20 protein-coding genes and 2 pseudogenes are annotated in these 24,052 nt (G+C 46.7%); 8 read left to right on the plus strand and 14 right to left on the minus strand.

The features are described from left to right. Window positions 1-48: 48 nt before the first annotated feature. Both ACZM6M_RS04550 and ACZM6M_RS04555 read right to left on the minus strand, forming a co-directional pair. Complete coding sequence (locus ACZM6M_RS04550) at window positions 49-1,368, minus strand: aspartate kinase (RefSeq protein ID WP_066547625.1); 1,320 nt, start codon at window positions 1,366-1,368, stop codon at window positions 49-51. Between the two features lie 136 nt (window positions 1,369-1,504). Further along, window positions 1,505-2,284 carry a DeoR/GlpR family DNA-binding transcription regulator gene (locus ACZM6M_RS04555; protein WP_337433826.1) on the minus strand — a complete coding sequence of 260 codons (780 nt, stop codon included), beginning with the start codon at window positions 2,282-2,284 and terminating at the stop codon, window positions 1,505-1,507. A gap of 261 nt (window positions 2,285-2,545) precedes the next feature. On the opposite strand from ACZM6M_RS04555, the gene ACZM6M_RS04560 reads away from it, so the two are divergent. The 7 genes from ACZM6M_RS04560 to ACZM6M_RS04590 are packed head-to-tail and all read left to right on the plus strand — an operon-like array spanning window position 2,546 to window position 9,452. Next, window positions 2,546-3,607, plus strand: a complete 1,062-nt coding sequence (locus ACZM6M_RS04560; protein WP_066547621.1) for an ABC transporter ATP-binding protein — start codon at window positions 2,546-2,548, stop codon at window positions 3,605-3,607. Continuing rightward, window positions 3,597-4,529 (plus strand): carbohydrate ABC transporter permease, encoded by a 933-nt coding sequence (locus tag ACZM6M_RS04565; RefSeq protein WP_337933274.1) that lies wholly within the window; start codon window positions 3,597-3,599, stop codon window positions 4,527-4,529. The genes ACZM6M_RS04560 and ACZM6M_RS04565 overlap by 11 nt, the downstream gene beginning before the upstream one ends. Window positions 4,530-4,544: 15 nt before the next feature. Beyond that, window positions 4,545-5,366 (plus strand): carbohydrate ABC transporter permease, encoded by an 822-nt coding sequence (locus tag ACZM6M_RS04570; RefSeq protein ID WP_418496234.1) that lies wholly within the window; start codon window positions 4,545-4,547, stop codon window positions 5,364-5,366. Window positions 5,367-5,403: 37 nt separating this feature from the next. After that, window positions 5,404-6,729 carry an extracellular solute-binding protein gene (locus ACZM6M_RS04575; RefSeq protein WP_489489804.1) on the plus strand — a complete coding sequence of 442 codons (1,326 nt, stop codon included), beginning with the start codon at window positions 5,404-5,406 and terminating at the stop codon, window positions 6,727-6,729. A 38-nt stretch (window positions 6,730-6,767) separates the two neighbouring features. After that, window positions 6,768-7,346, plus strand: a complete 579-nt coding sequence (locus tag ACZM6M_RS04580; protein WP_066547616.1) for an AAA family ATPase — start codon at window positions 6,768-6,770, stop codon at window positions 7,344-7,346. Beyond that, window positions 7,343-8,620 (plus strand): alkaline phosphatase family protein, encoded by a 1,278-nt coding sequence (locus ACZM6M_RS04585; protein ID WP_489489806.1) that lies wholly within the window; start codon window positions 7,343-7,345, stop codon window positions 8,618-8,620. The genes ACZM6M_RS04580 and ACZM6M_RS04585 overlap by 4 nt, the downstream gene beginning before the upstream one ends. A gap of 16 nt (window positions 8,621-8,636) precedes the next feature. Continuing rightward, entirely contained in the window at window positions 8,637-9,452 is an 816-nt protein-coding gene (locus ACZM6M_RS04590) for an HAD family hydrolase (protein ID WP_337433830.1), read from the plus strand. Here ACZM6M_RS04590 and ACZM6M_RS04595 read toward each other — a convergent pair. From ACZM6M_RS04595 to ACZM6M_RS04645, 11 genes and pseudogenes are all read right to left on the minus strand, one after another. Then, window positions 9,429-10,853: a helix-turn-helix domain-containing protein gene (locus ACZM6M_RS04595; protein WP_417301014.1), complete on the minus strand. Its 1,425-nt coding sequence runs from the start codon at window positions 10,851-10,853 to the stop codon at window positions 9,429-9,431. The genes ACZM6M_RS04590 and ACZM6M_RS04595 overlap by 24 nt on opposite strands. Beyond that, window positions 10,846-11,673, minus strand: coding sequence for an ABC transporter ATP-binding protein (locus ACZM6M_RS04600; protein ID WP_417301015.1), 828 nt, complete (start codon window positions 11,671-11,673; stop codon window positions 10,846-10,848). The genes ACZM6M_RS04595 and ACZM6M_RS04600 overlap by 8 nt, the downstream gene beginning before the upstream one ends. A 26-nt stretch (window positions 11,674-11,699) precedes the next feature. After that, a complete protein-coding gene (locus ACZM6M_RS04605; RefSeq protein ID WP_337433833.1) occupies window positions 11,700-12,491 on the minus strand; it encodes an ABC transporter permease in 792 nt (263 codons plus the stop codon). Window positions 12,492-12,495: 4 nt separating this feature from the next. Then, window positions 12,496-13,257, minus strand: a complete 762-nt coding sequence (locus tag ACZM6M_RS04610) for an ABC transporter permease (RefSeq protein ID WP_337433834.1) — start codon at window positions 13,255-13,257, stop codon at window positions 12,496-12,498. Between the two features lie 154 nt (window positions 13,258-13,411). Further along, window positions 13,412-13,875, minus strand: a pseudogene (locus ACZM6M_RS04615) (hypothetical protein). Beyond that, window positions 13,872-14,193: pseudogene (locus tag ACZM6M_RS04620) on the minus strand (DUF3990 domain-containing protein). The pseudogenes ACZM6M_RS04615 and ACZM6M_RS04620 overlap by 4 nt, the downstream one beginning before the upstream one ends. Before the next feature lie 43 nt (window positions 14,194-14,236). Further along, complete coding sequence (locus ACZM6M_RS04625; RefSeq protein WP_489489809.1) at window positions 14,237-14,833, minus strand: type I restriction-modification enzyme R subunit C-terminal domain-containing protein; 597 nt, start codon at window positions 14,831-14,833, stop codon at window positions 14,237-14,239. Between the two features lie 31 nt (window positions 14,834-14,864). Continuing rightward, window positions 14,865-15,782 (minus strand): PDDEXK nuclease domain-containing protein, encoded by a 918-nt coding sequence (locus tag ACZM6M_RS04630; RefSeq protein WP_489489861.1) that lies wholly within the window; start codon window positions 15,780-15,782, stop codon window positions 14,865-14,867. Window positions 15,783-15,878: 96 nt separating this feature from the next. Further along, on the minus strand, window positions 15,879-16,091 hold the full coding sequence (locus ACZM6M_RS04635; RefSeq protein ID WP_337433836.1) for a helix-turn-helix domain-containing protein: 213 nt from the start codon (window positions 16,089-16,091) through the stop codon (window positions 15,879-15,881). Window positions 16,092-16,217: 126 nt separating this feature from the next. Then, a complete protein-coding gene (locus ACZM6M_RS04640; protein ID WP_337433837.1) occupies window positions 16,218-16,664 on the minus strand; it encodes a PDDEXK nuclease domain-containing protein in 447 nt (148 codons plus the stop codon). Between the two features lie 336 nt (window positions 16,665-17,000). Beyond that, complete coding sequence (locus ACZM6M_RS04645) at window positions 17,001-20,777, minus strand: phosphoribosylformylglycinamidine synthase (RefSeq protein WP_066547585.1); 3,777 nt, start codon at window positions 20,775-20,777, stop codon at window positions 17,001-17,003. A 310-nt stretch (window positions 20,778-21,087) separates the two neighbouring features. On the opposite strand from ACZM6M_RS04645, the gene ACZM6M_RS04650 reads away from it, so the two are divergent. Continuing rightward, window positions 21,088-22,566 carry a DUF1846 domain-containing protein gene (locus tag ACZM6M_RS04650; RefSeq protein ID WP_340275399.1) on the plus strand — a complete coding sequence of 493 codons (1,479 nt, stop codon included), beginning with the start codon at window positions 21,088-21,090 and terminating at the stop codon, window positions 22,564-22,566. A gap of 85 nt (window positions 22,567-22,651) precedes the next feature. On the opposite strand, the gene ACZM6M_RS04655 is transcribed toward ACZM6M_RS04650, so the two are convergent. Next, the gene (locus tag ACZM6M_RS04655) at window positions 22,652-23,899 is read right to left on the minus strand and encodes a 6-phosphofructokinase (protein WP_066547579.1); all 1,248 of its coding nucleotides are present in this window, start codon (window positions 23,897-23,899) and stop codon (window positions 22,652-22,654) included. Between the last annotated feature and the right edge of the window lie 153 nt (window positions 23,900-24,052).

A 24,052-nucleotide genomic window follows, 5' to 3' on the forward strand; every position in this document is an offset into this window, starting at 1 on the left:
AAAAAATCCCGCCCGGGCTGTTTTCACTGTATAACTCCCGGCCGATCCCTACAGATCTGCCAGTACAAAAATATCATAGATGGCCCGAATTGCTTTCTCAAAGTCATCATTCTTAACGCCGATGATAATGTTCCACTCGCTGGAACCCTGATCGATCATCTTTACATTCACTCTTGCATGAGCCAGAGCGGAGAACACACGGCCTGCTGTCCCGCGATTAGAGCGCATGCCTCTTCCAACCACAGCGATCAGAGCCAGATCGGATTCCAGCTCCACCACATCCGGCTCAACAGCCCGGTGGATTCCTGCGATCACAGACTGCTCATGATCCTCAAACTCAGACTGATGAACAAAAATTGTCATCGTATCGATACCGGAAGGCATATGCTCAAAAGAAATACCTGACTTTTCAAACACGCTTAAGACCTTTCTCCCAAAGCCCACCTCTGTATTCATCATGGCCTTTTCAATGTTGATGGCGCAGAAGCCCTTCTTTCCCGCTACGCCTGTGATCGTGTGGCGCGGCTTGCGGCAGGTCGTTTCTACGATCAGCGTTCCCTTATCCTCCGGACGGTTGGTATTGCGGATATTAATGGGGATCCCCTCTTTTCTTACAGGGAAGATCGCATCCTCATGAAGAACGCTTGCTCCCATATAGGAAAGCTCCCGGAGTTCTCTGTATGTAATGGTCTCGATTACCTCCGGATCCTCTACAATCCTTGGGTCTGCCACCAGAAAGCCGGATACATCCGTCCAGTTCTCATACAGATCTGCATGAACCGCTTTTGCCACAATGGAGCCCGTCACATCGGAACCGCCTCTGGAAAAGGTCTTTATGCTCCCATCCGGACGGGAACCGTAAAAGCCCGGAACCACAGCCCGTTCCACATGGGACAGACGCTCAGAAAGCTCTTTATCGGTCAGATCTGCCTCAAAGTTTCCCTGCTCATCAAAGAAAATCACCTCTGCAGCGTCAATAAATTCATATCCCAGATAATTTGCTATCACAATACCGTTTAAATACTCTCCTCTGGAAGCAGCATAATCCCTGCCTGCCCCGGCAAGAAAATTCTCCTCCAGTTTTGCAAACTCATGATCCAGATTCAGGTTTAAATCCAGGCCCTCGATAATCTCCTCATACCGGCCTCGGATTTTCTCCAGGATCTTTTTATAGGAACGCCCCTCAGATGCTGCATCATAGCATGCATAGAGCATATCCGTTACCTTTTCGTCCTTGTCATTGCGTTTTCCCGGTGCGGAGGGAACCACATACCTCCTTGACTTATCTGCCCGGATGATATCTCCCACCTTTTTAAACTGCTTTGCACTGGCCAGTGAACTGCCGCCGAATTTAGACACTTTCTTCATAATCGTAGATCTCCTCTTGCCACATTTTCGAAGGTAATGCTTTCTGGAAATGATATCCCACTTCTATAAAAAAGTCAATAGTTTTTACTCAGAAACTTTGTGTACTGAGCACATTTGTCCGCGTGATAAAGACTTTTTATTCGCAGTACAAGTGGATCCCCTGTGACTCAATAAGGCTTCTCCACTCATCAGAAAGCTCGTCATCTGTAATGATACTGTCAAAATCCTTCAGATGAGAAAAGGCTGTTGGAAAAATCCTTCCAAACTTGGAAGAATCCGCCAGAAGTATTTTTGTCTGTCCGCTTTCCATCAGGGCTCTCTTTAAATCCATCTCATGGGGGGCAATGCAGGTAACATTCATCTTTTCACTGATGCCGGCTGCCGTAATGAAGGTCTTATTGATGCATGTTCGGTTTATCATGGAAATTCCCTCCGGACAGTAAAAGGTCTTTGTATTGGAATAAAGATAACCGCCGGAACAGATGATATCGCAGTTGTAATGGTCATTTAAGTCCAGAAGAACATTAAAACTGGAAGCCAGGACCGTCATATGGATATCATAGGGCAGAGCCCTGGCAAGATAGGCGGCCGTAGATCCGCTGTCAATGGCAACTACGTCATTTGCTTCAATAAGAGAAGCCGCCCGTCTTCCAATCCTCTCCTTTTTCTGCGGAAATACCAGGCACTCATCATTTAAATTGTACTCCGGGTACAGAGCCGTTTTTTCTGCCGCATGATATATGGCGACTCCGTTTACCAGCCGCAGACAGCCCTGTTTTTCCAGGAGCTTTAAATCCCTTCGGACGGTAATCTCCGACACATCCAGCTTCCCTGCAAACTCCCTGATGGTAATCCCGTTTTCCGTCATCAGCATTTTTCTCATCCGGTCCAACCGGTCTGTTTTCCTGCCGCTCATCCTGTTTTCCTCCTTTTTCTAATCTGTATTTTTTTGTATTATACTGAAAAATTTTTATGCTGCTGATATAAAATGATCAAAACATTTAATTCCCTCTGCTATAATGATTCAATCCATCATAAATATAACATTTTTTCATATTTTTTGATAGCATTTTATCATTTTATCAATTTTATTTTGCAATATTGACAATGAGTATGATAAGAATTACAATATTTTTATACAACATTTTACCATTTTTCAAACAGAGAGGAGTACAAAATGGAACTGCGACTTGTAGACCTGGTCAAGGATTTCTCCGGGACAAAGGCCGTTGACACCGGCAGCTTTTCAATCTCAGACGGAAAACTCACCGGACTTTTAGGCCCCAGCGGCTGCGGCAAATCTACCCTTCTTTACCTCATCTCCGGTTTATTAAAACCCACCTCCGGAAGGATCTTTTTCGGAGACCGGGATGTGACAGAGCTTCCTCCGGAAAAAAGAGGAATCGGCCTTGTTTTTCAGAATTATGCCCTTTATCCCCACATGACAGTTGCGCAGAATATCGCCTTTCCTCTGGTAAACCGCAAGGAAAACAGAGAGCTCATCCAGCAAAAAACGCAGCAGATGGCAAAGCTGGTGCAGGTAGAGGAGCTTTTGTCCAGAAAACCGGGACAGCTCTCAGGAGGCCAGCAGCAGAGGGTTGCCATCGCACGGGCTTTAATTAAAGAACCGGACATCCTTCTTTTAGATGAGCCTCTCTCCAATCTGGACGCGCGCCTCAGACTGGAAATGCGGGAGGAAATCCGCCGCATCCAGCTGGAAACGGGAGTTACCACTATTTTCGTTACCCATGACCAGGAGGAAGCCATGAGCATCACCGACGAGATCGTACTGATGAAAAAGGGCATCATCCAGCAGCAGTGTGCTCCCATTGATATGTACTTACAGCCTGTAAACCGTTTCGTGGCATCCTTTATGGGAAATCCTCCCATTGACTTTTTCCATTTTCCCATAAAAGACGGACGCCTGATCCTCTCAGAAAGCTATGCACTTCCCATCCGCACAACCGCCAGCGGAACCGTACTTACAGGAATCCGTCCGGAAGCCTGGGAGCCTGGACCGGGAATACGGGTAACAATTGAAACCTTGGAACAGAGAGGCCGTGATGTACTGGCCGGTTTTACCCTGACAGGCGCAAAAGGCAAGGCGCTCTTAAGCATTACAGACCGGGTCCGCACCGGCGATACGGTCGAACTCTCTTTAAAGCGCAAGGATCTTTTGTACCTGTTTAATGAAGCAAACGAAACTCGGATCGATGCAGAGGTAGCCTATGAAAGTTAAAGGTTTTTGCAGAAAGCCCCGTCCTGAAAATCCGCTGGGAAATACAGAATACAGCCTGAAGGCTTACTTTTATCTGCTTCCTGCAGCTCTTATTTTAGCTGTATTTGTATTTTTCCCTATTATAATGACCCTGCGGATGGGCTTTTATGAAAGCTATGTCTATCTGACCGATGTAGGAAAAGGCTTTGGTCTTGCTTCTTTTCGCTATGTGTTAAAGGATCCAGCCTTTCGGTCTGCGGTACGCAACACACTGATCATCACCTTTATCGGCGTTCCTATTACGATCGTCCTGTCGCTGGGAAGCGCCCTGTTTATCAACTCTCTGGGCAAAGGAAAAGGGCTGTTTCAGACGATCTACTTCCTTCCCTATGTAACCTCCACCATTGCCATCGGCCTGGTGTTCCGGTGGCTGTTCCACTCAGACTATGGCTACATCAACCATGTTTTAAGCTTTTTTGGCCTCCCGCCTCAGAAATGGCTTACAGATCCCAATCTGACTACCATTTCCGTCACGATCTTTACGATCTGGAACGGAATGGCCTTTAAGATCGTTCTGTTTCTGGCAGGACTTCAAAAGATCGATCCTCAGTATTATCAGGCGGCACGCATGGACGAAACTCCGCCTTCCCGTGTGTTTTTCCGAATCACCATGCCTCTTTTATCCTCTACCTTCTGGATGGTAACCATTGTATCGGTTATTCACGCCTTTAAGACCTACAATGAAGTTTACTCCATGTTCGGAGGAAACGGGGCCGGCCCCGGAAACAGTGCCATTACCATTGTTTACTATATCTACGATATGTTTTTCAACCGTTCTCAGGTGCACTACGCATCAGCCGCCGCTATTATCTTTTTCATCATTATACTGGCGCTGACTGCCCTGCAGAAATGGGTATCGAAAAAATTCGTTCACTATGTATAAGAAAGGAGACGCCTCATGACAGAAAAACTGAAAAAAGCAGCCGTCTGGATCCTTTTAACAGCCGGAGCACTGGTTATGATGTTTCCTTTTATCTGGATGTTAGCCACCTCCTTAAAGACGCTTCCGGAAGCCACTGCCATTCCGCCTACGCTCTTTCCTGCAAAGGCTGTCTTTGCAAATTATGCGGAAGCTTTCACCATGGCGCCTTTTGGACGGTACCTTTTTAACTCCATCCTGGTAGCCGGGCTGGGGACGCTCCTTACTCTGGTCATCACCGTATTAGCCGCCTATGCCTTTACGGTTTTTGAGTTTCCCGGAAAATCCGGCCTCTTCTTCTGCTGTCTTGCCACCATGATGATACCGGCAGAGCTTTTGATCATCCAGAATTTTATCACCGTTTCCAAGCTCCACTGGGTCAATACCTTCCAAGGTATCATCATACCAACCATTGCCAGCGGATTCTATATCTACATGATGCGGGAATACTTTCTTCAAACCCCTTCTGTGCTTTATAAGGCCGCCAAAATCGACGGCTGTACGGACTGGCGCTATCTGTGGCGCATTATGATGCCTATTAACAAAAATGCCATTGCCACCATCGGCATCCTGACCTTTATCAGCCAGTGGAATTCCTTTATCTGGCCTCTGATGGTATCCAAAGATGACGCCCACCGCGTCATGGCAATCGGTCTTTTACATTTTAAAGATGCCGTCAGCTCCCAGATCAACCTGCAGATGGCCGGTTCCACCATTGTCCTTTTGCCTATGCTGATTTTTTATCTGATCTTCCGCAAACAGATCATTGAGGGAGTATCCCGCGGAGGAATCAAAGGATAATATTTATTTCAAGTCAACCAACCAAGGAGGAAAACAAATGAAAAACATGACCTGTCTTCTTTTAGCAGGAACCGCTGCACTGTCTCTTGCTGCCTGCAGCTCTGAGTCCGCGCCTTCCCAGACATCTGATGGGATTGTCACAAAAATCACCAAGCCTGTAGAGCTTCAGTTCTGGCATTCTATTTCCAATCCTGTCCATGCAGAGGTTTTAGATAAGCTGATCGCCCAGTTTAATGATACCGTCGGAAAGGAAAAGCAGATCACTGTAACCGCTACCTTTAACGGAAGCAGCTCCGACTTATATTCCAATGTAATCGCTGCCATTAAGGCAGAAACTGCCCCGGATGTAACTCTGGCTCTGCGCCCCTATGTGGCCGATTATCTTCAGACCGACCTAGTCGTAGATCTTACCCCCTACATCCAGGATGAAACTGTGGGAATGCCTGACTACGAAGATATATTTGAAGGTTTGAGAAATGGCGGAACCACCTATGCCAAGGAAGGAACGTATTCTCTTCCCATCCACTCCTACTCAGAAGTGCTTTATTACAACACCGCCTTTTTTGAGGAAAACGGCTTAACGGTTCCCGCCACCTGGGACGAGCTGATCGAAACCAGCAAAAAAATCCATGAGATCACCGGTGCTCCTGCCTTTGGCTGGGACAATCTGGCCGGAAGCTTTATGACCCTTGTAAAGCAGTACGGCGGACGGTATACAGATCCGGAAGGAAATATTTACTTTGCAGAAGAGGATTCTGAAACGGCTTTAAAGGTATTAAACCTCTGGAAGGAAAATGTAGGATCCGGTATCTGGAGGACTGCAGGTGAGGATATGTTTTTCTCCGGGCCCTTTGCAAACGAACAGATCCCCATGTATGTAGGAGACAGCGTAGAAGCCAGCTATATTCCTGCCAAAAATCCGGAACTTAAGTGGTCAACCGCTCCCATCCCACAGGTAAGCGATGATACGGCAGCCAATTTAAGCGCCGGTCATGTCATCACGGCCTTAAACCAGTCCGGAAATCCCGAAAAAGCCTATGCTTCCTATGAGCTGATCAAGTTTTTAACCTCCAAAGAAGCCAATCTGGCTGTGGTAACCGCAGGCACCGGCTATCTTCCCATCCGCCAGTCTGTGGCTGACAGCGAAGAATATAAAGCTTACGTTGCCGATGGACATGATTTTCTTACCGCCGCAGTAGAGCAGAATGACCGCTATTTCTACGAGCCGGCCTTTACCAACGATACCACTACCTCCAGTGCCGTTACCAGCGCCGTGCGTACTATGATGCAGGAGGTTGCAGAAAACGGTACAGACCCGCAGACTGCTCTGGACAATTTAAAACAGACCGTAGGACTGAATTGATTTTCCGTCCTTCTGTCAGAAAGACGAGGAACAAATTTATGGAGATTCTCTATCATCATATTCTTACTCCCTGCGGAGAACCGGCAGATATTATCATCTCAGCTCTGCAGAAATTCATCCGCAGGGGAAAAACGGAGGAAGCGGCCCGTGCTGCCTATGAGCTCTATCTGTCCGGCGAGGAGCTCCGCGACTATCTGTGGCAGAGGCTTTTAGTCATCAGCGCAGAGGACGTGGGGCTTGGACAGCCGGCTGCACCGTCGGTTGTGCTTTCTCTGTACCACGCCAGCCAAAAGCTTGGAGCAGACAGCATGGATTACCCTCTGTTTTTTGTCCATGCAGTCCGCTATCTGTGCAGCTGTCCCAAGGAACGGGGTTCCAGCACTCTGGCCAGTCTGACCAAGCGGCGGATCCGCGACCGCGTCCCCTTCCCCCTTCCGGACTATGTATTTGACATGCATACCATCGAAGGACAGAATCGTGGCCGCTCCTATGAACATTTTATCTCTCAGGCGGCTGTCGTTTTCCCGGAAGCCGTTTTAAATGACAGTACAGCTGGTCAGAATGACCGCTGGGAAGCAGAACTTACAGAAAGACGGAAAGGAGAGGAAGACATATGAACCGGACACTTGTCATTTCCATCGATGCATTGATCAGCGCTGATATCGAACGTTTAAAAAAACTTCCCAATCTGGGGCGTATCATGAAGCAGGCCTCCTGGGCAGAGGATATCCTGTGCTGCTACCCCACTCTTACCTATCCCTGCCATGTAACCATTTCCACCGGCTGCTGGCCGGATCGCCACGGTATCTGCAACAATGAAAAGTTCCAACCCCTGTCAAAAGACCGGCCGGAATGGTACTGGTTCAGAAAGGATATCAAAACGCCTACTCTCATTGACTATGCAAAAGCAGCCGGGCTGACCACTGCAGCCATTACCTGGCCTGTAATGGGTGATTGCGGGGCAGACTACAACATTGCGGAAATCTGGGCTCCCCATGAAGAGGATGACCCCACTCCTTACTTTGACTTAGCAGACAGCCCAAAGGCCAAAGAGATTTTTGAGCGCAACAAGCATATGCTCCGCTGGATGAAAACGCCCCAGATGGACGAATTTGCCGCCCAGTGTGCCGTAGATATTATAAAAGAATACCGGCCTGACCTTATGTTCCTGCATTTATCCTATGTGGATCATCAGCGTCACAAACTGGGGGTACGAAGCGAACAGCTGGATCATGCCTTTGCTTTTGTAGATGAACAGCTTGGCAGGGTATTTGACGCCCTGGATGAAACAGGAGGCCTTGAGAATACCAATATCGCCGTCCTTGGGGATCACGGCCAGCTCTACTGCGACCAGATGTTCCACTTAAATACCGTGCTGCGCGATATGGGCTTTCTGACAGAGGAAAACGGAACCGTGACCTCCTGGAAGATGTATGCCGCCCAGTGCGCCTTCAGCGCACAGATCTACCGCCAGCCGGATGTAGACCCTAAACTGGTCTATGAAACCCTTTGTAAAATCCGCGACCAGTATCCCGGAAGTATTTCCCAGATTTTTACAAAAGAACAGGCGGCAGACCTGCATCTGACCGGAGAATTTGACTTTGTAGTAGAAGCCGGGGATCGGACAGCCTTTGATAAGACAGCCAATGCCACTGAGTACTTTACTTCTGTGGATGAAATCCGCGAATACAAGCTTTCTGTTTCTACCCACGGCCATCTGCCGGAAAAAGGGGACAAACCGCCCTTTATCTTAAGCGGCCCGGATGTAATCCCCGGAAAGGTGCAAAAGGGCGGATACCTGGTGGATGAAGCACCTACGCTCCTGCGTCTTTTAGGTATTACAGAAAACCATATGGACGGAACCCCGTTTACCTGGATGACAAGGCTGTAACAAGAAGGAGGGCCCTATGACACCACGCTTCATCTGTTTTGACCTTGACGGAACCCTTTATCTGGATTCCTGCGTATACCTGCGGATGATTGATCATTTTTTTCATGACACGCCTTACAGAGACTGGATTTTTCCGGTTCAGGAGCAGATGAAACAGGTACTCTCCGGCCAGAATTCCTTACGATGCGGGCAGTTTGTTCCCAAGCAGAAGGCAGAACATCCAAAAACTCCTGAAGATCTTTTTGATGTACCGGGCACGGCAGCCCTTCTTCTGCCTGATCCCTCCCCCTGGCTGGATCGAACGCTTTATTCCTATATTTCCGACGGCTGGACCCTGGGTATGTATCTGGCCCGCAGAATCGGCTGGGAAGGAGAAGACTTCTGGAAGCGGTTCCGGCTGGTGCGGAACGATCTGATCGATCCATCCTGGGGGCCTGTACCGAATCCGGCTCTTCCTGTCCTTCTTAAGGAATTAAAAAAGCAGGGAATCCATGTGGTTCTCTGCTCCAACGCCCAGGAGGCGAACTGTATTGAGCTTTTAAATTACCTTGGCTTTGATGACTCCTGTTTTGAAGAGCTGTGCTTTGACGCAGACAAACCCCATACCTTTCCCCAGAGAATTGCACAGTGGGGCAGACAGTTTAATCTCTCTCCAAAGGAAATGCTTTTTATCGGTGACCAGGGCTATTTTGACCTGTATGCCGGCAAAACATGCGGCGCTTCAACCCTCCTTGTTTCTCCATGGAATGCAGCGGATGCAGAATTGTGGGATCACAGGGTACAGACGCCAAAGGAAATGGAGGCATATTTACGGGAGCTTTGTCTGAAATAGGGGACTGTTTTTAAATCTGGTCCGTATTTCTTTTTCTGTACGGCAGATTTTACGGTATTCCTCTGCTCCAAGCCCCAGATCATGAACCGTTTCCTTCAGCTCCCCTTCATTGAGCCGAAGCCATGAGCCGTTTTTTGTACGCACGGCCTCCAAAAATAATTTTTCAAAAGACAGCGTGAACCCATCCGCTGTCTTTTCTGCTTTCAGCCCACGGATCACCATAAAATGCTCCCGGACAACCAGCCCCTCCGATCCCATGACCTGAAACACGCACCAGTTTTCTCCCTTGGGAAAAAGCATTCGGCCACCCGGCTGATCCAGTTTCCAGAAAATCTGCGGAGCATTTTGTTCAAAACAGTCGTTTTCCTCTTTCATACACATTAAAGGAAATGACAGATGCTCCCTTTCCCTTTTAATATCTGCCCCGTACCCCCAAAAACGGTCTGAATCCGTTCCATCTGTATCCCATAACTCATTTTTCCAGATTTCATATCCATGATACACGGTTCCTGTAGGAAATCCCTGTTCAGGATATACAAAGCGGCAGCTTCCTCTGCTTCCTCTCTTATCCGTATCCTCCTGAACCCGTCTGCGCTTTGTCAGTTCCCAGCGCCTTCCAAGGACACCATCCAGTTTCTCAAAAAGCCGCTCAGACCTGGCATCCCCCTGATCCAGCCTTATAAGTCCGCCAAACATAGCCAGCTCCACTGCATTCCCCTGATAATGCACTTTTTCCCCATTTCTTCGGAATACCCGCTCTGCCTGATCCAAAACCGTCTCATACGCCTCTGATGATGCCAGAAGCACAAACTTATCGCCTGCAATACGGAACAAATGATCTCCCTCTCTCATTTCTCCTTCTATTCTCTGCAGGCAATCCAGCACAAAACGCTCCCCTCCTTCTCCGCCAAATACGGTTTTCAGATAGCGGATTCCCGGCGCCTCCATATCAAAGCACACAATCCAGGTGTGCTCCCTGTGTTCCAGCATCTTTCTCATATCCTCCAGACAGAATCTCCGTCTGAATACGCCGCAGTCATCACAGAAAAAATCCTGTCTGGGAAAAAGCTGCCAAAACCGGCGTCTTTTTCTGAATCTGGCCGGTGTTTCCTGCCACATTTTCTTAAATGCTCTTGTAAATACCTCCTGGGATGCAAAGCCATATTCCAGGGCAATCTCGCAGACGCTTTGTGAGGTGGATAAGAGTTCCCCTGCTGCCTGAGTCAGCTTCCGTCTGGCTGCATACTCCATCATCCCATACTGGAATACTTTCTTAAAAAGAGCTTTTGTGTTGGATCTGGAATAATAGCAGGCTGACGCGATCTCCTCTGCCGAAAGAGATTCTCTTATATGCGCTTCTATATAATCAATTACATTTTTTAATCCCTGTTCTTCATTCATGGCTGCCCTCCGGGCTTTCATACAGGCTCCGCACCATCTCATCCAGCCCTGCTTTTTCCTTTCTGCAGACCTGTCGTCCAATCTGGTAAAAGTCTTCCAGCGGTTCATCCAGCATCTTCTTTCCGTGATCGATCAGAATCACCCGGCTGCAGATTTCATCTATATCCATCATATCATGGCTGGTCAAGAGAATAGTTGTCTGCTTCTCCCGGTTCAGCTCCTTTAAAAATTTCCGGATCCTGTCCTTCGCCACCACATCCAGTCCTACTGTGGGTTCATCTAAAAACAGCACTTCCGGATCATGGAGCAGAGACGCCGCCAGCTCTGCCCGCATCTTCTGCCCCAGGCTCAGGCTTCGCACCGGTTTTCTTAAGAATTCCTCCATTCCCAGCAGCTCTGTAAAGCATTCTACATTACGTTTATAGATTGACTCCGGGATTCGGTACATCTTTCGGTACAATTCAAAGGTATCCTCCATGGGAAGCTCCCAGTTTAACTGAGATCTCTGGCCGAAAACCACCCCCATGTGAAGGGCATTTTCCTTTCTCTCCTTCCAGGGAACACGGTCGCCGCACAGAACGCTTCCTCCATCAGGAACCAAAATCCCTCCAAGCATTTTAATCGTAGTGGATTTCCCTGCCCCGTTTGGCCCGATATATCCCACCATTTCCCCTTTTTGGATGGAAAATGAAATTCCATCCACTGCCCGTTTCTCTGTATAGGTTCTGTGGATCAGCGACCGAAGGGCTGCCCCTGCGCCTTTTGGACGCTCATACACCTTAAATGTTTTCTGCAGATTTTCAGCCTCAATATATGCCATTCTATTTTCCCCTCTTTCTGTTTTAATTATGAGCCTGCCCCGCTGTAGGCCCGCAGACCCAGCCGCCAGAACAGCCTGGAAAGCAAAAACACACCGCAGCCTACAAGGGGTGTCAGATACCGCAGAATTCCCGGACAGATCCCCTCCTGGCGGTCAATGAAATACTGTACGGGATAGTAATTGATAAATGCATATGGGAGCACAAAGGTCAGCAGCTCCCGGATCCCCCGGTGATAAACAGACAACGGATACTGGATAAATTCCGTCAGATTTTTATAGAGAAGGCGATACAAGCCCTCGCTCTCCCCAATCCAGAAGGCAGGAACCGCTGTAAATACAAAGCCCGCCGCCTGTATCAAAGATGCTCCCAAAAGATCCGCTGCCAGCCAGAACAGATGAACGGGCGTCAGGGCAATATCCAGCCGGATCAGGCAGATCACAAGCACAGCTCCGCCCATAAGATAATTGCTTGTATAGCCGGCGCTTACATGGGAAGCTGCCAGATATATCATCGGGTCAGCCGGCTTTGTCAGCACAAGATCCAGTTCTCCCTGGCGGATCAGCCGGTGCAGTTTTCCAAATGATCCCATAAAAAAGGTCGCTGCAACCGAGTAGGACAAAATATCAAAGGCATAAAGAAGAAGGATTTCTTCCCGGTTCCAGCCCCCGATCTGTCCGAACCGTTCCAAAAGGATCAGCACCATAATCATTCCCGTAGACCAGCCCATAATCTTTGCAAGCATCCGCATGGCATATTGTCCCCTGTGGGCCATCTGTGTCAGAAAACCATTTTTAAGAAACGCTCCGTATACTCCCATTTTCTCATCCTCCCTCTATCTCAAGCACCGTTCCGATCCGGTTCCAAAGCCATTTTTCAAGCACCGTTACCGCCAAAATCCAGATAAGCTCCAAAATGAGCAGCCTGATGCATTCTGCATGGGTATACCGGCCAAGCCAGATACAGACAGGTTCATAAACGGTCAGGCGAAAGGGAAGATAACCACAGAACTTCTCCAGCCACTGAGGATAAAACCACAAAGGAATGGACAGGCCGGAAAACAGCGTAAACAGGCTGTCTGTAATCATCCGGGTATAGGTTCCGTCCTTCATCCAGAACACCAGAAGTCCGGTGGTATACTGGATGCTGTAGCATAAAATCACGGCGAAAACCACAGCCAGACTACCAAAGCACATGGAAGAAACCGAAGGCAGAGGCAGATTCCAAAGACAGAAAGCAAAGGGAATCAGCACTAACCCTTCTGCCAGAAAGCGCAGTACATTCTCCCCTAGCTGATCAAAGAAAAAATACCATTTTAAGGAAATAGGGCGGATCAGATCTACTGCGATCATTCCGCTTTTTACCCGGTCTGCCAGCTCTCCGCTGATCCTGGTATCCGTGAGGATCAGAATCAGAAGGCTGATCAGAGTATAAGCTGCTGTCTCCGAAAAACCGTCTTTCAGGAGCGCCAGCCAGATACAGCCTTTGATATAGAGCCTCAGCATATCTCCCACCAGCCTGAGAGCCATCCCGGCCCGGTACTGGATCTGCCGTCTCCAGCCGAATTTTAAAAGAATACCGTACATATTGCCACCGCCTTCTGTTGATTGTGTGCAGAACCACATAAATGCGGAGTTTAGTATACTACGGGACAGGGATGGATTTCTTGATGTTTTGGACAAAAATCCCGGTCTGAAAAAATAAAAAGAGACGCCTGGGCTTCCCGGCATCTCCAAACGGTCAGATTACTTTATTTTCCAGATAACATTCCAGCAGATACGAGGGATTTTCATAATACATACTGCTGTTGTAATCATCAATTTTACTGCTGATAAATGAATTATAGACCTTTAACAGAGCGTCTACCACTTCTATCTTCTCGCACTCTGCCACAGACTTTATCAGTCTTTTATAAACCTTTCCAATATCCCAATGGGACGGAATGGCATATCCACAAGCTGCTACATTGTCAAAATTTCCCATTTTGATTCCTGCTTCTCTGATAAAATCATCACTCACACGCTCTATATTGTCACAGTGATAGACATCCGCCAGATCATAGATTTTCGCAAGGTTCTTTTCCCTAATGCATTTACGGTATCTGCTCTTGTATTTTTCGTTTTTCTTGCAATATAATCAATCAGGCTGCATGTAAAAAACAGATCGTTATCCTTTGCCGACTCTCTGCCTGGATTTTCCATCATAAAACCTCCTCAAAACCTCTGTATTCGAGACATTTCAGCGCTTCTTTTGTGCAGAAGTTAATCTGATGCGTTGGGTACTTAAATTTTGCCAATATCCAAAACTGTTCTCTTGTAATGCTCCCATCCAGATAATCAGATATATAATTATAAATCTGATCATCTGCCATTGCCCCAATTACAATATCATATGCATGTTTCTTTCCGTTCCTGCAGTCAATAATAAAATCCACTTCCAAAATCCTTTGTGTTTTTTCCAATACGGATCTCCGGGATTTCAATCGGTGTGTAACCACCGTGATAAACTGTCATTTTTGCCATTTGATATCTGCCTCTCTATCTAAAGCTTCTCCGCTAACCTGTCTTAAGCTACAATATTAACTGCATTTTCTTTAATTTCAATAATTTTTTTCATCAGCGCGGTTCTTGTTTTGGCATCAAACAGCTTAACAAAGCTGATCGGCTTATCAAAAGGCGGCTTCATAAGCTCCTTAATGTCTTCCATATAACCGCTCTGCTCCATGTGATTTATAATCTTACGTACAAATGCAATCTGTTTCTGATTCAGTGATGCATCATCGATAAACGCGGAGAATGCCTCCATTGCCGCATCGTGGTCAAGCCTTGCAATTTTTCTGATAAGAAGCCCAAAGGGTGTATCTCCATATTCCCGCTTATAATCCTCTTTACTTCCAAGCTCTTCTGTGAGCACACGCTCCAACTCCTCATAATCCCCTGCGGTCAGCGGGATATTATGTGTAAGCTTATGAATCACAATGGAATTGCCATGTTCATTTACATAGCGGTTTACCTTCTTTTTGTAATCCTCAAAATCATATGCAGGATCCAGCTGTTTCCCTTCTGTCGTATCAATCACAGGATCTGTGAGATTTGTAATAATCCGTTTTTTCGGTTCTGCATCATCAACGAGGAAAAAGATTTTCTTTGAATCATTTTTCACATCCTCATCTATTAATTATTTTCTAAAACTCTCAATCCTGTTGAGAGTTTTTCACTTCTTCCTCTGCCATGTCATACAATTCAGCCAGTTTTCTCTGCAGGATGCTCTTATCAATCAATTTTGTCTTATACTCAGCGATCATTGTCTGAGATAAACTTCTGCTCAAAGAATATTCCACAACATCTGTGTCTGCATTTTTGCAAAGAATCATTCCAACACTCGGATTCTCTTGTGGTTTCTTAACATCTCTGTCTAATGCTTCCAGGTAAAAATCCATCTTGCCCATATACTCAGGCTTAAAATCATCAATCTTTAAATCAATTGCAACCAGACACTGAAGCTCTCTATGATAGAAAAGAAGATCTACATAATAATCATTATTTCCAACCTGAACGTGATACTCTTCATCAATGAAAAGAAAATCTCTGCCAAATTCCAAGAGAAATTTCTTCATATTTTTCAAAATTGCTTTTTTCAGGTCATACTCTTTATATGGCTCCGGAAGATCCAGAAATTCCAGCATATACATGTCTCGAAGCACACCTGTCATATCTTTGCTATCAATTGCTGATGGAGCCTTTCCATTTAATAAAATCAGACACTCATAATATCCACTATCAATCTGTCGTGCTAGCTCTTTTGCCTTGTATTTCTCCTTAGAAGCCAGTTTTAGATAGAATTCTTTTTCTTCGTAGCTTTTAGTTTTTGAAATAATATGCATATTATTTGACCATGTATTTTCTCTCAACAGCGTTGAGAGTTCTGGCCTGTCCTTATATGTTTCATAAAACTGTTTCATTCTCCAAATATTCTGTGATGAATAGCCTCGGATGCCAGGCTCTCTGCTCAGGATATATTCTGATAATGCTTTAACTGTAGATTTTCCCCAGCCATTTACTTCGATTTGTTTTGAAACATACTCCCCAATAGCCCAATATAATTCAATGATTGTAGAATTAACCTAATATTCCGCTTTCTGCTTTGCAGAATATATCATTCCAAGCACATCATCAAATAATCCTACATTTTCAATATTATTCATGCTTTATTCTCCCCTCTTTACGTAGGTAAGTTCGATATCATAGCCAAGTACTTCCATCATCTGGACAAAAGTATGATTGATAACCCCATCAGTTTTTTTTATTACACGATTTACATATGCTTTTGTCGTATCGATTTCTTCCGCAAGTTTCACCTGCGTCATTCCATTCTCTATACATTTAACTTTTACGTCTACTTCAATATTATTCTTAACCACAATCATCACCTCTATAAATATATATTGGTTGTCTTTTTCGTATAATTTATAGTACACCAAAATCTCAATTTTTTCAATTAAAAAGAGGCCCGCCACCTAAGCAGCAAACCTCAAGCACCACAATATTTACTTCCAGATTACTCTAATCTCATTATCTGGATGAACTTCAACTCTCTCAACATACTCATCCATCAGCTCCGGTGTAAGCTTCATCACTACAAAACTATCATGAATAATGCGTTTTTTCCTTGCCTCAAAACAAAATCCCTGTCCAAGTTCCAACATAAATTCCTGCAAATGATCCATAAGTGACTGTTCTAAATCAGATTCTGTTACAGCATCTTTCACTTCTAATCCCAAAAATTCAAAGGTAAACGGATCTTTAATCGTCAGCAGATTCCGCTCTGCATTATCTGCTGACTTTTTTAATAGCATTTTCGGATTTTTACTTATCCCTGCCCTTACGTACAAATTCGTTTTAATTTGTCTGCGAAGTTCACGAACACTCCAATTACATTTTATGCATTCTGTTTCATAAAAAAATCTTTCAAATATGTCATCAATTTTGGCCAATTTCTTAAGGTCATTAACTAATTAACGGCGCTCTTCGCAGTCCTACCTGCCTTATCATTAATCTTTTTTATAGAATCAGCTAATATGTCAAACCTCATACTATCATCCGTTTATAATTTAATCTGCAGTCAAATCTCTAAAGCCCACTCCCTGTTACACAGTGTCTTTACCTGTTAAAACTTCTTGGCTTTTTTTCCAAAATTATTTTATTATACCATGCCCTAACCGCAAAATCCATATATACCCACACAAAAAGACAGCCCCCCAGGATTCCAAAAACCACTCCCAGGTGCCGTCTTTTCACTCAATTTCTATCTTCCTATATTCACTTCTCTATCAGATCTTAAAATACTTCACACCAGACTCAAAGATCTTCATATCCTGTTCGCCGTAGATATTGACCGCTACTGCCTCGCCCCGTCTCTCAGAGTGGGCCATCTTGCCGAGGATACGGCCGTCCGGGCTGGTGATGCCCTCGATTGCCATGTAGGAACCGTTTGGATTCCAGTATTCGTCCATGGTTACATTTCCCTTGTCGTCCACATACTGGGTGGCAACCTGCCCGTTTGCGATCAGGCGGTGAAGCCATGCGTCATTTGCTACAAAACGTCCCTCGCCGTGGGAAGCAGGATTGCAGTACACGCCGCCAAGTTCGGCTCCTGCCAGCCATGGGGATTTGTTGGTAACTACCTTTGTGTAAACCATCTTGGAAATGTGGCGTCCGATGGTATTCATAGCCAGCGTAGGAGAATCTGCCTTCTGCTCCGTGATGGTTCCCTCCGGTACAAGACCCAGCTTAATGAGCGCCTGGAAGCCGTTGCAGATACCCAGCATCAGGCCGTCCCTCTCGTTTAAAAGCTTCTCAACCTCTTCCTTGATTACTGCATTGCGGAATACGGTCGCAAAGAATTTAGCAGAGCCCTCCGGTTCATCACCTGCGGAAAATCCGCCAGGGAACATGACGATCTGAGCCTTTGCAATTTCCTTCTTATACTCCTCTACAGACTGACGGATATCCTCCGGGCTCAGGTTCTTGAATACTCTTGTCACAACCTTTGCACCGGCCCGTTCAAAGGCCTTTGTGCTGTCATATTCGCAGTTGGTGCCTGGAAATACGGGGATAAATACGGTTGGCTGTCCGATCTTGTGGTCACAGATATACACTGCGTCTGTATGGTAGAGCTTTTCTTCTACTCTGGCCTCTTCGCCTGTCTTTTCCTTTCCTGTTACCGTCGGGAATACCGCCTCTAACGTACCTGTCCAGGCCTTTAATGCCTCGTCCATGGAAATATGTACGTTTCCGTACTCAAATACGCCCTGGTCTGTCACTTCACCGATCACGGTATATGGAATGGACAGCTCTCCCATCTTGCCCTCTGCTACCTCGCAGACAATATCGCCCCATGCAGCGGCAAAGAAATCTCTTGGGTCTACATTGTGCTCGATCTTTACGCCAAGTTTATTTCCAAAGGCCATCTTGCTCACTGCCTCAGCAGCTCCATGGCCCTCCACTGCGTAGGCAGACAGAATTTTTCCAGCCTTAATGTCCTCAAAAATCTTGTGGTAACCTTCCATGATCTGACCGTAATCCGGCAGATCATACTGGTCTCTTGGCGCCTTAAATACCACAATCCGGCTTCCGGCCTTCTTAAACTCCGGTGTAATGATATTTTTGCTGCTGTTTACATCGACTGCAAAGGAAACCAGCGTAGGCGGAACATTGATTTCACCTGTTTCATCGTCAAAGGTTCCTGACATACTGTCCTTTCCTCCGATGGAAGGAAGTCCAAAGCCCATCTGTGCGCTGTATGCGCCAAGGAGGGCCGCAAAAGGCTGACTCCATCTGGATGGTTCCTCACTCATCCGGCGGAAATACTCCTGGAAGGTAAAGCGGATCTTTCTGTAATCGCCGCCTGCTGCCACGATCTTTGCAACAGAGGACACAACTGCATATACGGCTCCGTGATAGGGGCTCCAGCTGGACAGGTAGGGGTCAAAGCCGTAGCTCATCATGGTTACCGTATCCGTATGTCCCTTTAATACCGGAAGCTTGGCTACCATGGCCTGAGTTTCGGTAAGCTGATATTTACCTCCATAAGGCATAAATACAGATCCAGCACCGATGGAACCGTCAAACCGCTCTACCAGGCCCTTCTGAGAGCATACATTCAGGCCGGAAAGCATCGTAAGCCATTCCTTCTTAACATCTCCTACCTCTCTGCGCTCAAAGAGGCTTCCCTCACGACCCGGAACCTCCAGGGTAACATCTGCCTCCTGATGTGCTCCATTTGTATCAAGGAAGGCACGGCTGATATCTACAATGGTTTTTCCACGCCAGTTCATCACAAGTCTTGGACTTTCCGTTACTGTAGCTACGGTTACAGCCTCCAGATTTTCCTCTGCCGCATATGCCAGAAACTGCTCCACATCCTTCGGATCTACCACTACTGCCATACGCTCCTGGGACTCGGAAATGGCAATCTCTGTGCCGTCCAAGCCGGCATATTTCTTAGGAACACGATCCAGATCAATCTGAAGGCCCGCTGCCAGCTCACCGATGGCAACGGATACGCCGCCAGCTCCGAAATCATTGCATTTCTTGATCATGGAGCTGACCTCCGGGCGGCGGAACATTCTCTGGATCTTCCGCTCTGTGGGAGCATTTCCCTTCTGTACCTCAGCGCCGCAGACCTCGATGGAGGCGGTTGTGTGAACCTTGGAGGAACCCGTTGCACCGCCGATGCCGTCACGGCCGGTTCTTCCTCCTAACAGGATAATAATATCTCCCGGATCAGAATTTTCGCGGATCACATATTTTCTGGGGGCAGCGCCCATAACAGCGCCGATCTCCATACGCTTTGCCACATAGCCTGGATGGTACAATTCCTTTACATAACCGGTTGCAAGTCCGATCTGATTGCCGTAGGAGGAATATCCCTGGGCCGCGCTGTTTACGATTTTTCTCTGAGGCAGTTTTCCCTTTAAGGTCTCATTTAATGGCCTGGTGGGATCGGCTGCTCCGGTTACGCGCATGGCCTGATATACATAGGTACGTCCAGACAGCGGATCGCGGATTGCTCCTCCCAGACAGGTAGCAGCGCCGCCAAAGGGTTCGATTTCTGTGGGGTGGTTGTGAGTTTCATTTTTAAAATTCACCAGCCACTCTTCCGTTACGCCATCGATTTCAACGGGAACCACGATGCTGCAGGCATTAATCTCGTCGGAGATCTCCATATCCTCCAGCTTTCCCTCGCTTCTTAACTTCTTCATGGCCATCAGCGCAAGATCCATCAGGCAGACATACTTGTCATCTCTTCCTTTATAAATTACCTCTCTGTCTGCCAGATACTGATGATACGTATCCTCGATTGGTTTTCTATACTCTCCCTCTGTAAAGGTCACATTTTTAAGCTCTGTAGAAAATGTGGTATGACGGCAGTGGTCGGACCAGTAGGTGTCCAGCACACGGATCTCTGTCACGGTAGGATCTCTGTGCTCTTCCTCTGCGTAATACTTCTGGATATGAAGAAAATCCTTAAAGGTCATGGCCAGATTCAGTGTACCGTAAAGTTCCTTCAAATCCTCTTTGGATGCATGGGCAAAGCCATCAAAGCTCTTAATATCCTCCGGCACCTCAAATTCAGTCACCAGGGTCTTCGGCTTGGTTTCCTCAGCCTGACGGCTGTCCACCGGATTGATACAGAAATGGCGGATTGCCTCCTCCTGTGCCTGGGTCAAAGGCGCAGTGATCACATAAGTTGTAGCAGTGCGGATCACCGGCTCCTCATCTTCCTTTAGCAGCTTTACACACTGCTCTGCGGAATCGGCTCTCTGATCGAACTGACCCGGCAGGTATTCTACGGAAAATACGAGATCGCCGGGATTTTTCGGAAACTCCTCCTCGTATACCTCATCTACCGGAGGCTCTGAAAAAATCGTCACAAGAGCCTTTTTATAGGTTTCCTCTGACAGATTTTCAATATCATAGCGGATCAGAACCCGCACATTTTTTACCCCTTTTATATCCAGATAGCTTTCCAGTTCTTCTCTCAGCTCACCAGCCTTTACCGCATAGTCTGGCTTCTTCTCTACGAAAATTCGTCTTACGCTCATTTAAAAACCTCCTGTGGTTCGCCATACCTGCACTCTGTAAAATCAGAATACAGAATCATACATTACCATTGATCTACCTATATCATAACACAGGTGGTATAAATTAGTAAAGTTAATATATTTAATTACTGTTATTTTTTATACTTATAAATATTCCGCTGCTTTCCAACATATCAGAAGTCTTCGTGCCGAATTTCCATTTTTAAAAACACACTCTGGCACACTAGCCCGAACTATGCTATACTAGGAAACAGTTGATCCGCTGTCTGCTGCGGATTATAAAGAATAAAATATTGGGAGAACGAAAGACATGAAGATCGGATTTGACAATGATAAGTACCTTTCCATGCAGTCGGAACACATCAGAGAACGGATCGGCCAGTTTGGTGATAAGCTTTATCTGGAATTTGGAGGAAAGCTGTTTGATGACTACCACGCCTCCAGGGTTCTTCCCGGCTTCGCACCTGACAGCAAGCTTCGGATGCTCCTTCAGCTGGCCGACCAGGCTGAGATCGTCATTGTGATCAGCGCCTCTGATATAGAGAAAAATAAGGTACGCCAGGATCTGGGGATCACCTATGATGTGGATGTACTGCGCCTGATTCAGGAGTTTCAGGATAAAGGCCTTTATGTGGGAAGCGTTGTGATCAACCTGTATCAGGGCCAGGCGAGCGCAGATATCTTTAAGGCCAAGCTGGAGCATATGGGAATCCAGGTATACCGCCATTACTGCATCGAGGGCTATCCCAGCAATATCCCTCTGATCGTCAGCGACCAGGGCTATGGAAAAAATGATTATATCGAAACCAGCCGTCCTCTGGTCATTGTGACTGCTCCCGGACCGGGCAGCGGCAAGATGGCTACCTGCCTGTCCCAGCTTTATCATGAAAATAAGCGGGGCGTAAAGGCCGGATATGCCAAATTTGAGACCTTCCCCATCTGGAATCTCCCCTTAAAGCATCCGGTGAATCTGGCTTATGAAGCAGCTACCGCTGATTTGAATGATGTAAATATGATCGATCCCTTCCATCTGGAGGCTTATGGAGAAACAACCGTCAACTACAACCGTGATGTTGATATTTTCCCGGTACTGAATGCAATCTTTGAAGGCATCTACGGAAGCAGCCCCTATAAATCCCCCACCGATATGGGTGTAAATATGGCAGGTTTCTGCATCTTTGACGATGAAGCCTGCAGAGAAGCATCCAACCAGGAGATCATCCGCCGCTATTATCAGGCCATCAACCATCTGGCCAAGGATGAGGGAAATTCCGAGGAAGTCTACAAGCTGAACCTCCTTATGAAGCAGGCCAAAATAAAGCCGGAGGATCGAAAGGTGGTAACGCCCTGTCTGGAACGTGCCCAGGCATTAAATGCTCCTGCAGCAGCCATTGAGCTGGAAGACGGAACCATTGTCACAGGAAAAACCAGCAGCCTGTTAGGCGCTTCCGCCGCAGTCCTGTTAAATGCCATCAAGGTACTGGGAGAAATCCCCCATGATACCCACCTGATCGCACCCTCTGCCATTGAGCCCATTCAGACCTTAAAGACTACCTATCTCGGAAGCAAAAATCCCCGTCTCCATACTGACGAGGTTCTCATTGCCCTGTCCATGAGCGCTGCCACGGATCCGGTTGCAAAAAAAGCCCTGGGACAGCTTCCCAAGCTTCAGGGCTGCCAGGTACACACCTCCGTCATGCTCTCCAATGTGGATATCAAAACCTTTAAAAAACTTGGCATGAATCTGACCTCCGAACCGGTATACGAGCACAAGAAGCTGTATCACTAAGAGAAACAGATCCATTCTGAACAAACTAAATGCCGGACAGCAGGATTTTCCAGTTCCCGCTGTCCGGCATTTTTACCGTTTTTTTCTATTTTTTCTCCACATCTGTATAATACAGGTGTCTTGGAAGCCCATCTGTCATAATAGGCGTAAGCTCCGCCTGGATCAGCGGGCGGATATAATTGACAAACTCATCTGTCACATAATCGCCGGCCTCATTGATCCACTCCCTCGGCACCTTCTTTTCTACATTTGCCACCTTATGTACGTCATAAATGTCTGTGACACAAATATAAGGATCATCTGACACTCTCTTTAAAATGATCATCTTGCCCGTTTCACCCTCAAAGGCTTCCTTAACGGCAGCTCCGCCTACCTGATATGCCTCTGTGATATCTACCCGGGATACTATATGGGAAGCGCATCTTTGGAGAGAGTTAAACTCAATGGCTCTTGTCTTGCATCCCACCTCACGGTTGATCTTCTCTGCCAGGAAACGGGCCGTTCCTGTAAGCTGCTTATGGCCGAAGGCGTCTACAAATTCAATTCCGTCCGTAAGCTCACAGACATAACGGCCGTCTGCTGTCTTTACCCCCTCAGATACAGCTACCACAACCGACTTTTTCTTCTTGTGAAGCTCTGCTACCTTGTGCATAAATTCATCTACATCAAAGGTAACCTCCGGAAGGAAGATCATATCCGGGCCTTCACAGTCCTCGCACTTTGCAAGGGCAGCTGCGCCGGTGAGCCAGCCTGCATTGCGTCCCATGATCTCTAAAATCGTTACATTCTGCTGGTCATATACCAGGCCGTCACGGATCACTTCCTTTGTAATGGAACCGATATACTTTGCAGCGCTTCCGTAGCCCGGAGTATGATCCGTAGCCGCAAGGTCATTGTCAATGGTCTTTGGAACACCCATAAACCGGATCTTGCTTCCATTTAAAAGAGCATAGTCAGAAAGCTTCTTTATGGTATCCATGGAATCATTTCCGCCGATGTAAAAGAAATATTCCACTTCCAGGCCATCCAGAATTTCAAAAATCCTGTCATAAATCGCTCTGTCCTCTGAAATCTCCGGAAGCTTGAAGCGGCAGGAGCCCAAATAGGCGGAAGGCGTACGCTTTAACAGCTCAATGTCCAGATCATTTTTAATATGCTCCGACAGATCTACATATCTCTCCTGCAAAAGTCCCTGAATCCCATGGAGCATGCCGTAAACCTTTTTAGCCCCTCTGTCCCTGGCAGTCTTATAAACACCAGCCAGACTGGAATTGATTACTGCAGTTGGCCCTCCGGACTGGCCTACGATCACATTGCCTCTTACCTCATTCATAATGGATACCTCCTAAAGAATCTTCCTCACTCAGAAACCAGCCGTTTTCCGGCCTTCTCATTTTGTAAGCGCTTACAATCATATTGCTATTTTAATACCAATATTTGTAATTTTCAAGATAGAAACAGGCATTTTTTTACAAACATCTCGTCT

The sequence above is a fragment of the Enterocloster sp. genome, assembly GCF_057861365.1.

Bases quoted from the DNA above. Each gene is read 5' to 3' on its own strand.
- ACZM6M_RS04565 (WP_337933274.1), top strand. From the start codon at position 3,597: ATGAAAGTTAAAGGTTTTTGCAGAAAGCCCCGTCCTGAAAATCCGCTG.
- ACZM6M_RS04585 (WP_489489806.1), top strand. From the start codon at position 7,343: ATGAACCGGACACTTGTCATTTCCATCGATGCATTGATCAGCGCTGAT.
- ACZM6M_RS04610 (WP_337433834.1), bottom strand. From the start codon at position 13,257: ATGTACGGTATTCTTTTAAAATTCGGCTGGAGACGGCAGATCCAGTAC.
- ACZM6M_RS04560 (WP_066547621.1), top strand. From the start codon at position 2,546: ATGGAACTGCGACTTGTAGACCTGGTCAAGGATTTCTCCGGGACAAAG.
- ACZM6M_RS04650 (WP_340275399.1), top strand. From the start codon at position 21,088: ATGAAGATCGGATTTGACAATGATAAGTACCTTTCCATGCAGTCGGAA.
- ACZM6M_RS04580 (WP_066547616.1), top strand. From the start codon at position 6,768: ATGGAGATTCTCTATCATCATATTCTTACTCCCTGCGGAGAACCGGCA.
- ACZM6M_RS04570 (WP_418496234.1), top strand. From the start codon at position 4,545: ATGACAGAAAAACTGAAAAAAGCAGCCGTCTGGATCCTTTTAACAGCC.
- ACZM6M_RS04645 (WP_066547585.1), bottom strand. From the start codon at position 20,777: ATGAGCGTAAGACGAATTTTCGTAGAGAAGAAGCCAGACTATGCGGTA.
- ACZM6M_RS04575 (WP_489489804.1), top strand. From the start codon at position 5,404: ATGAAAAACATGACCTGTCTTCTTTTAGCAGGAACCGCTGCACTGTCT.
- ACZM6M_RS04555 (WP_337433826.1), bottom strand. From the start codon at position 2,284: ATGAGCGGCAGGAAAACAGACCGGTTGGACCGGATGAGAAAAATGCTG.
- ACZM6M_RS04590 (WP_337433830.1), top strand. From the start codon at position 8,637: ATGACACCACGCTTCATCTGTTTTGACCTTGACGGAACCCTTTATCTG.
- ACZM6M_RS04595 (WP_417301014.1), bottom strand. From the start codon at position 10,853: ATGAATGAAGAACAGGGATTAAAAAATGTAATTGATTATATAGAAGCG.
- ACZM6M_RS04550 (WP_066547625.1), bottom strand. From the start codon at position 1,368: ATGAAGAAAGTGTCTAAATTCGGCGGCAGTTCACTGGCCAGTGCAAAG.
- ACZM6M_RS04655 (WP_066547579.1), bottom strand. From the start codon at position 23,899: ATGAATGAGGTAAGAGGCAATGTGATCGTAGGCCAGTCCGGAGGGCCA.
- ACZM6M_RS04605 (WP_337433833.1), bottom strand. From the start codon at position 12,491: ATGGGAGTATACGGAGCGTTTCTTAAAAATGGTTTTCTGACACAGATG.
- ACZM6M_RS04600 (WP_417301015.1), bottom strand. From the start codon at position 11,673: ATGGCATATATTGAGGCTGAAAATCTGCAGAAAACATTTAAGGTGTAT.